A 7,662-nucleotide genomic window follows, 5' to 3' on the forward strand; every position below is an offset into this window, starting at 1 on the left:
TTATGGTCTGGGGCTTTTTTAATTAATGCTCAATATGGTAAGCCTGGTACACTTCCCGTTTATTCACTCCGCGATCCTTTGCTGTTTGTTTAATGGCCTCTTTGGATGGTATATTTTTTAGCGTGATGTAGTGATTCACATGTTCCTCAATCGTTAAATCCTCCCACCAGCTGCTTGTTTCCTCATCAATTCGGTTCCCGCCTTCTACAATTAAACAAAATTCACCGCGGACTTCCTCTTGATTTGACCATTCCACCGTCTCTTGAATACTGCCCCTGATAAATTCTTCATACCTTTTTGTTAATTCTCTGCATAAGGAAATTTTCCGATCGCCGAGGATTTCCAGCATAATGGACAGGGTTTCTTTTAAACGGTGTGGTGATTCATAGAAAATCATTGTTGCTTCCTGATGTTTCAAGCTTTCTAATTCCTTACGTTTGTCCTTCTTATTCCGATTTAAAAAACCATAAAAATAGAAGGGCTGGGTTACAAGTCCGGAAGCAATCAAGGAAGTGAGTGCTGCATTTGCACCGGGTAATGGAACAACCGTTAACTCCTCGGCGATTGCCGCCGTAACGAGCTCATAGCCAGGGTCGGAGATGGTTGGCATTCCTGCATCGCTAACAAGGGCAATGTTTAAGCCGTCCTTTACCTTCAAAATCAATTTCTCCCCACTCGTCTCCTTGTTATGCTCGTGATAACTTACCACAGGGGTCGTAATTTCAAAATAATTACATAGTTTTTTTGTATTTCGGGTATCTTCAGCAGCAATTAAGTCGGCTTCTTTTAAAATTCTAATTGCCCGAACGCTCATGTCTTCCAGATTTCCAATAGGGGTTGGAACGAGATAAAGAATCCCCTTTTGCTCCTCGTTTTCAAAACTCTTCTGCTGCCACATCATAACCACCCGTTTCCCTAGTTAAAAACTCCAATTTCTTCTTTCTCGTTAACCGTTTAAATTGATACTCTGCTTTTAGGGCATCAGTCTTATTGTCATAGGTTTTGAAAAATGTTAATGATAACGGTCCTCTTCCTCGGGTATATTTTGCCCCTTTCCCATCATTATGGAGCTTTAACCGCCGGTCAAGATTATTTGTATATCCTCCGTAGAAGCTTCCATCCCCGCATGTTAATACATAAAAGAAGTGATTATTTTTCTCCATATAAAATCCCTCTTATTTCGGGAGTATATTCATTGTCTTCATTATAGACAATGATCGGAGGTAAAATCTTCAAGTCTGGGCTTCCATCCTTTATAGCTTCTACTAATAAAGTATTGGCCTCTTTTCCTATCTTCGGATACACAAACTGAATCCGTTTTGGCTCAAGACGATATTTACGCATTAAAGAAATGATATCCAATAATCGACCTGGCCGGTGAACAAATGCCACTTTCCCCCCCTGTCTTACTAACTGACTTGAAACGCTGATTGCATCCTCTAACGTGCAATGGATTTCATGGCGGGCAATGGCCAAGTGCTCATTTAAATTAATTTCACCCGTTGATGGAGTTACAAAATAAGGTGGATTGCAGGTAACCACATCAAAATTCCCATGGCCCAAAAGCTTTGGCATGTTCTTAATGTCGTCGTGAATCATTTTTAGCCGGTCCTGCAGCCCATTATATTCAATACTTCTTACTGCCATATCGTATAACCGTTCCTGTATTTCCACTCCGGTAATCGTGCCTTTTGTTCTTACGCTTAAAAATAAAGGAATTACGCCATTCCCGCTGCAAAGGTCTACTAAGTTTCCCTTTTGAATGGGGACATAGACAAACCGTGCCAGCAAAACGGCATCGAGCGAAAAGGCAAAGACAGAGGGACTCTGAATAATTCGTAAGTCCTCTGCTAATAAATAATCAAGCCGTTCATCATCTTTTAAAAAAACCAAATATATCACCTGACTTATAAAAATAGCCTTCCTTTTGGAAGGAAGGCCGATTCTTATTTTTTATTTAGAAAAGAAAGGCAGAACAAGCAATCCCCTTCCTTACGTAAGCTCCCAAAATGAAGATTGCAAATATGAAACCCTTCATGGTAAAGACGAGCAAGGTTATCATATCCTTCACCAATATCAAAGGGTTTATCACTCGGCTGTACTTGAGCTGCCCCTTTTTTCGTGGTGACATCCTTCTTTTCCTTTTCCGTGGTCACATCTAAACGGCGCCTTAGATGCTCATTTTCCAGCTTTAAATAATGATTTTCTTCTATTATTTCAGCCAGATGCTGCTTTAATTCCCCCAGCTGTTGGTAAAGCTGGCCAATTTGTGTTTCCATATTACTTACTGAATCAAATATCTCTTTTTTATCCACGTATTCCACCTCGTTAATCTGTGGATTGTATCGAAAAGGCACCTTCTTTAATGATTTCATCCAAAGTATACTCGAGAACCCGATCGTGTTCCTTTAGCTCCACCTGAAGGACCCGCTCTAAGATATTTAATCCTACCACTTTTCCTTCTCCAAGAGGAGTAACAATGAATTCACCAATATCCGGCAACTGCTCCTTGGCTGATTCATATTCATCATTTTCATATTTTAAACAGCACATGAGCCTGCCGCATAGTCCAGATATTTTCGTTGGATTTAATGACAGATTTTGATCCTTCGCCATTTTAATCGAAACGGGATCAAAGTCACCGAGAAAGGTTGAACAGCAAAGCATTCTTCCGCAAGGCCCAATTCCACCAAGCATTTTCGCTTCATCGCGAACACCAATTTGCCTGAGTTCAATTCTCGTACGGAAAATCGCTGCTAAATCCTTTACGAGCTCCCGGAAATCAACTCTTCCGTCAGCGGTAAAATAAAAAATGATTTTGTTACGGTCAAATGTATATTCAACATCCACTAGTTTCATATCCAGCTGATGTTCATTGACTTTATCATTACATGTTTCGTATGCTTCCTGTGCTGCCTGTTTGTTTTCCTCAACAATCATTCGATCCTTTTGATCAGCAATTCTTACTACCTTTTTAAGCGGAAGAACGACATCGTGTTCCTCTACTGTTTTTCTGGCAATAACCGCTTTGCCATATTCGACACCACGAACCGTTTCAACAATCACAAAGTCATCCTTCTGAACCTGCAGCTCTCCAGGATCAAAATAATAGATTTTCCCCGCTTTTTTAAATCGTACTCCTACAACATCATACAAACGAAGATCCCTCCTGCAATTTTAGCACAAGCTGTTCCATCATAAGCTGAGGATTCATATTAGCCGCAAGCTTTTTCTTTGCTTCAAGAATAGCTGACATTTGATCGGTTAAGCGCCGCCTAGATGCTTGCAAGGCAAATTGTTTTAGCCGTTCACGATCTTCGAGATAAACAATCTGCTCCTGCTTGTCTAGCTGAATATATAGTAAATCTTTAAAAATAAGAAGTAATAGATCTAAACCACGATTAATCTGTTCTTTCTCTTTGAAGTGAGGAAACCAATCCCCTTGGAGCATAATCATCGCCTCCAATGGATTTTTTTTCAACACCTCATATAATTTTACCACGACTTTTTGGGCTTGTGCAAACCAATCATCGCCATTTAATGACAATGCGTCTTCCAGACTATTCGTTAATTGGGCAAGAAGTGGCGCCTTCATTGGATCAACACCATTTTCTATCAATTGTTCCACCATTGCATGTGGGGATAACGGCTGGAATGTTAATACCTGACACCTTGAAAGAATGGTAGGTAAGATTTTCTGTGGCTGCTCCGTTAGCAGGAAGGCAGCCGTTTGCGAACTTGGTTCTTCAAGGAACTTTAGCAAGCTATTGGAGGCACTGACACTCATTTTATCAGCATGTGCCAGAATATAGACCTTTTTTAGGGATTCAACTCCCTTTTTTGAAAACTCCGCCTGGAGGTTTCTGATTTGCTCAACTTTAATGGATTGACCATCCGGTTCAACTATATGTACATCAGGGTGGTTGCCATGATTAATCCGCTTACAGTTTGAACAGGCTTCACATGGTTTATACTCACTCATCGGGGATTCACAAAATAGAGCCTTTGTATATAAAAGTGCAATATCTTTTTTGCCTGTCCCCCTAATGCCTTCAAGTAGGTATGCATGGGCAACTCGGTGTTTCTGTATACTGTTTTTTATCATTTTTAATACAGTTGGCTGTACCACTTCCAGCTGATCCCATGTTTTAACCAAAATCATCACTCACTTCTATTATTTAAAACCTCTTCTATTAAAAATGCATAAATTGTTCAATTGGCAGAACGAAGACTGTTGCTCCTCCTACTTCCACCTCAACGGGATAGGGAACATAGGAGTCTGCGTTTCCACCCATGGGGGAAACCGGGGCTACTAACTGATCTCTGGCCCTGCAGTTGTCCTTAATAATTTGAAGAGCTCGATCCACACGAATATCTTCTGTACCAATCATAAATGTAGTATTGCCGGATTTTAAAAATCCACCTGTACTCGCAAGTTTAGTCGCGCGAAAATTATTCTCTACCAAAGCCTTGGATAATCGATTGCTATCTTGGTCCTGAACAACTGCAATGATTAGTTTCATTCGTTTCACCCTTTCAATTATCGATACCGACTTCCGTTTCTATAATTATAACAGGTATTATGTGTCTTTACATACTAGAAAAGGGATTGTTTTCTTTTTGAAGGATAGAAAAAAAGCCTTAAGGTCAAGGCTTTGTCTCTTCCAATTTATCCTTTATAATCTGAATTGTTTTTTGGAATACCTCATCTAGCGTTCCCGAAGCATCTATTTTAACAATCCTATCTGTAAAACGCTCCAAAATATGATGATAACCTTCCCTTACCTTTTGATGAAATTCAAGATTTTCTAAATCTAAGCGATTAATTTCCCGCCCTTTATTTTTATTAATTCGCTTTAATCCTTCCTCAGGCTCAATATCAAAGTAAATCGTTAAATTAGGCATCATATTCTCGATGGCAAACTGGTTAATGTTTAGTACTTCATCTATTCCCAACCCTCGTGCATATCCTTGATATGCTAAAGAGCTATCAACAAACCGATCACAAAAGACCACTTTTCCTTCCTCTAATGCAGGCTTTACCTTTTCAATTAAATGTTGTCTTCTTGCAGCCGCATATAGCAAAGCTTCTGTCCGCGGATCCATAGCCGTATTTTCCTTATTCAGGATTACACTTCTAATTTGTTCTGCTATATCAATACCGCCAGGCTCTCTTGTCAGTATTGCACCTTCAAAGTGCCTCGCAACCATACTAATAATGGTTGTCTTCCCTGCGCCATCCGGACCTTCAAATGTAATAAACATTCCATTCTTCATTAAATGTACCTCCAAAACCAATCTTAAGATGTCCTATATACACTTATTAGACCACTTTGTAAAAAGCCTCCGCCCTGAAACCGTGCACCGCTCTCCATTAATTTCACAAGATTTCGTATTTGTCCTTCCGTAATTCGTTCCCCTTTTAGCAGCAGCGGTATACCTGGGGGATAAGGAATAATGGTTTCCGCAGACACTTGGGCAACTGAATCCAAGAGTGGGATTTTTCTTTCCTTCAAAACTTCCATTTTTCTATAAGAGATGGCCAGTCCCGTGATTTTTTGTTCAATCTTCTTAGTTTCTATATTTATCTCATTATCTGTAATACCCTCTAAAACCTTTTGAATGCTCCTCGCCGTTTCTTCAAAAGCATAGATTTGATTTTCCTTAAGCAAAGGGAGAATCATCAGTACGTTATGTGGGTCTGCAAGTTCCGTAAAAATCCCCTGCTCCTCCAATTTGCTTTGAAGGTCAAATCCACTAAGATGGCTGGTAGACTGAATTGTTATTTTCAACGGGTCACCTAAATGATTAGGATAAGTTAAGACTTTTATACCTGCAATCTTTTTGAGTAATTCCTTAAATCGATTTCTTTCCTTTAAAAGATATAGTACATCCCTGTGTTGGTAGGAGGATAGATAATGCCTTGCTATATCTAATGATGCCATAATCGGATAGGATGGGCTGCTCGATTGAAGAATTTGCAAGTAATCTTTGACCCTATCCATTTGAATTCGATTTCCATTTACATGCAAATAAGATCCCATCGTCATAGCAGGGAGTGTTTTATGTGCAGATTGAACGACAATATCAGCCCCTAATTGTACAGCTGAAGAAGGAAAAGGACTGCCTACAATAAAATGAGGTCCATGTGCCTCATCTACTAATACAGGAATATTATGTATGTGCGCATAGTTTATAATACTTTCTAAATCGTATACCATCCCGTAGTAATTAGGATAGGTTAAGATCAATGCACGGGCATTAGGATATAAATCAATTGCTTCCTTTACTGTTTCTAAATGAACACCTGAAGCAACTTTCCACTCATTATCTATCTCCGGTTCTAAAAAAATCGGATTTACCTTCGCTAACTGTAACCCATTTACTACCGATTTATGACAATTCCTTTGAACAAGCACAAGATCATTTTCGCGGCAAGCCGCCATGATCATTGCCAAATTTCCAACTGTCGATCCATTAATAAGAAAAAAACTGCTTCTGGTTTGATATAGGTCTTGTAGAAGCTGTTCAGCCTCCAAAATGGCTCCCTCAGGTGAGTGCAAATCATCTAATCCTGAGAGTTCTGTCGCATCGAGCTTAAGGATTTGCTCGAAATAATCCTTTGCGATCGTCCCATATTTGTGCCCCGGTACATGAAAGGAAATTGGACTTTTGTTGATGTGTTCTACTAATGCTTGATAAAGTGGGATTTTTTGTTGGTTTTTCATTTACGTTACATCCTTAAAAGAGTCTTATCTATTTTATCAAAAGATTGATTTCTTTCCCATTTGTTTGCAAAAAAATAAAGTCCTAAAAGGACTTGGCTAAGAAAATATCTCCGGTGTAGTGATCTTTTTTAGTTGTTTTAAAAAGTATTTATATTTTGGGTCACTGGTTTCTGTATTAATTAAGTCTTTTTCACATTCCATGCAGATAAATGACGTGTATAGATGTATACCTTTCGGTTTTAGCTGATCACAAATAACACACGTTTCCTCATGATATTTTTGTGCAAAAATTGAACTCAATTTGTCCACCTCCATACACCCATTCTTCCCTAAATTAGCAATTGTATACAATTTTTCGAATAGTCTCTTTCAGGGGTTCCTGTTTCTTAGTTTATGCCCTCTTTCGGAATTGGGTGTATGTCTATACACGATTTCTTTTCAAATACTTCGTACTTTTTTAGAGTTTTTTACTTTAGCCGGTTTTACCTTCTGATTTTGGGCATCTACATTCCAGATCCATACCCTTTGCCTCAGTGCTCTCTTAATTCCAATGCAAAAAGGACAAACCATATCAGGTTGTCCTTCATTATGCCTGGCAACGTCCTACTCTCACAGGGGGACAGCCCCCAACTACCATCGGCGCTGAGAAGCTTAACTTCCGTGTTCGGTATGGGAACGGGTGTGACCTTCTCGCCATTATTGCCAGACTATTTTGTTTGAGGTATCATTCCCTCAAAACTAGATAATACAGAAGAAGTTTTTAGTAAAAACGAGTTCACCTTAAGACTATGGTTAAGTCCTCGATCGATTAGTATCAGTCAGCTCCACATGTCACCATGCTTCCACCTCTGACCTATCAACCTGATCATCTTTCAGGGATCTTACTAGCTTGACGCTATGGGAAATCTCATCTTGAGGGGGGCTTCATGCTTAG

Annotated in this window: 10 protein-coding genes and 2 rRNA genes; all 12 read right to left on the minus strand. The window is 39.4% G+C overall.

Annotation, left to right across the window (positions count from 1 at the left end; translation table 11 throughout):
• Window positions 1-22 precede the first annotated feature (22 nt).
• A complete protein-coding gene (gene rsmI, locus M028_RS0111510) occupies window positions 23-898 on the minus strand; it encodes a 16S rRNA (cytidine(1402)-2'-O)-methyltransferase (protein WP_026574048.1) in 876 nt (291 codons plus the stop codon).
• Window positions 876-1,163: a GIY-YIG nuclease family protein gene (locus tag M028_RS0111515; protein ID WP_026574049.1), complete on the minus strand. Its 288-nt coding sequence runs from the start codon at window positions 1,161-1,163 to the stop codon at window positions 876-878. The genes rsmI and M028_RS0111515 overlap by 23 nt, the downstream gene beginning before the upstream one ends.
• The gene (locus M028_RS0111520) at window positions 1,150-1,893 is read right to left on the minus strand and encodes a tRNA1(Val) (adenine(37)-N6)-methyltransferase (RefSeq protein WP_026574050.1); all 744 of its coding nucleotides are present in this window, start codon (window positions 1,891-1,893) and stop codon (window positions 1,150-1,152) included. Before M028_RS0111520 ends, M028_RS0111515 begins: the two co-directional genes overlap by 14 nt.
• A 53-nt stretch (window positions 1,894-1,946) precedes the next feature.
• The gene (gene yabA / locus M028_RS0111525; protein WP_026574051.1) at window positions 1,947-2,315 is read right to left on the minus strand and encodes a DNA replication initiation control protein YabA; all 369 of its coding nucleotides are present in this window, start codon (window positions 2,313-2,315) and stop codon (window positions 1,947-1,949) included.
• Window positions 2,316-2,328: 13 nt separating this feature from the next.
• Window positions 2,329-3,156, minus strand: coding sequence for a PSP1 domain-containing protein (locus tag M028_RS0111530; RefSeq protein WP_026574052.1), 828 nt, complete (start codon window positions 3,154-3,156; stop codon window positions 2,329-2,331).
• A complete protein-coding gene (gene holB, locus M028_RS0111535) occupies window positions 3,149-4,156 on the minus strand; it encodes a DNA polymerase III subunit delta' (RefSeq protein ID WP_026574053.1) in 1,008 nt (335 codons plus the stop codon). Before holB ends, M028_RS0111530 begins: the two co-directional genes overlap by 8 nt.
• 37 nt (window positions 4,157-4,193) lie before the next feature.
• Complete coding sequence (locus tag M028_RS0111540) at window positions 4,194-4,523, minus strand: cyclic-di-AMP receptor (protein ID WP_026574054.1); 330 nt, start codon at window positions 4,521-4,523, stop codon at window positions 4,194-4,196.
• 124 nt (window positions 4,524-4,647) lie between these two features.
• Window positions 4,648-5,277: a dTMP kinase gene (gene tmk, locus M028_RS0111545; protein ID WP_026574055.1), complete on the minus strand. Its 630-nt coding sequence runs from the start codon at window positions 5,275-5,277 to the stop codon at window positions 4,648-4,650.
• Window positions 5,278-5,300: 23 nt separating this feature from the next.
• A complete protein-coding gene (locus tag M028_RS0111550) occupies window positions 5,301-6,728 on the minus strand; it encodes an aminotransferase class I/II-fold pyridoxal phosphate-dependent enzyme (RefSeq protein WP_026574056.1) in 1,428 nt (475 codons plus the stop codon).
• Between the two features lie 96 nt (window positions 6,729-6,824).
• Window positions 6,825-7,043 (minus strand): sigma factor G inhibitor Gin, encoded by a 219-nt coding sequence (locus M028_RS0111555; protein ID WP_197031408.1) that lies wholly within the window; start codon window positions 7,041-7,043, stop codon window positions 6,825-6,827.
• A 275-nt stretch (window positions 7,044-7,318) separates the two neighbouring features.
• A 5S ribosomal RNA gene (gene rrf / locus M028_RS0111565) occupies window positions 7,319-7,435 on the minus strand.
• A gap of 81 nt (window positions 7,436-7,516) precedes the next feature.
• A 23S ribosomal RNA gene (locus M028_RS0111570) occupies window positions 7,517-7,662 on the minus strand; the annotation flags it as partial.

It is taken from the genome of Bacillus sp. UNC438CL73TsuS30, assembly GCF_000482325.1.
GTDB lineage: Bacteria > Bacillota > Bacilli > Bacillales > Cytobacillaceae > Neobacillus.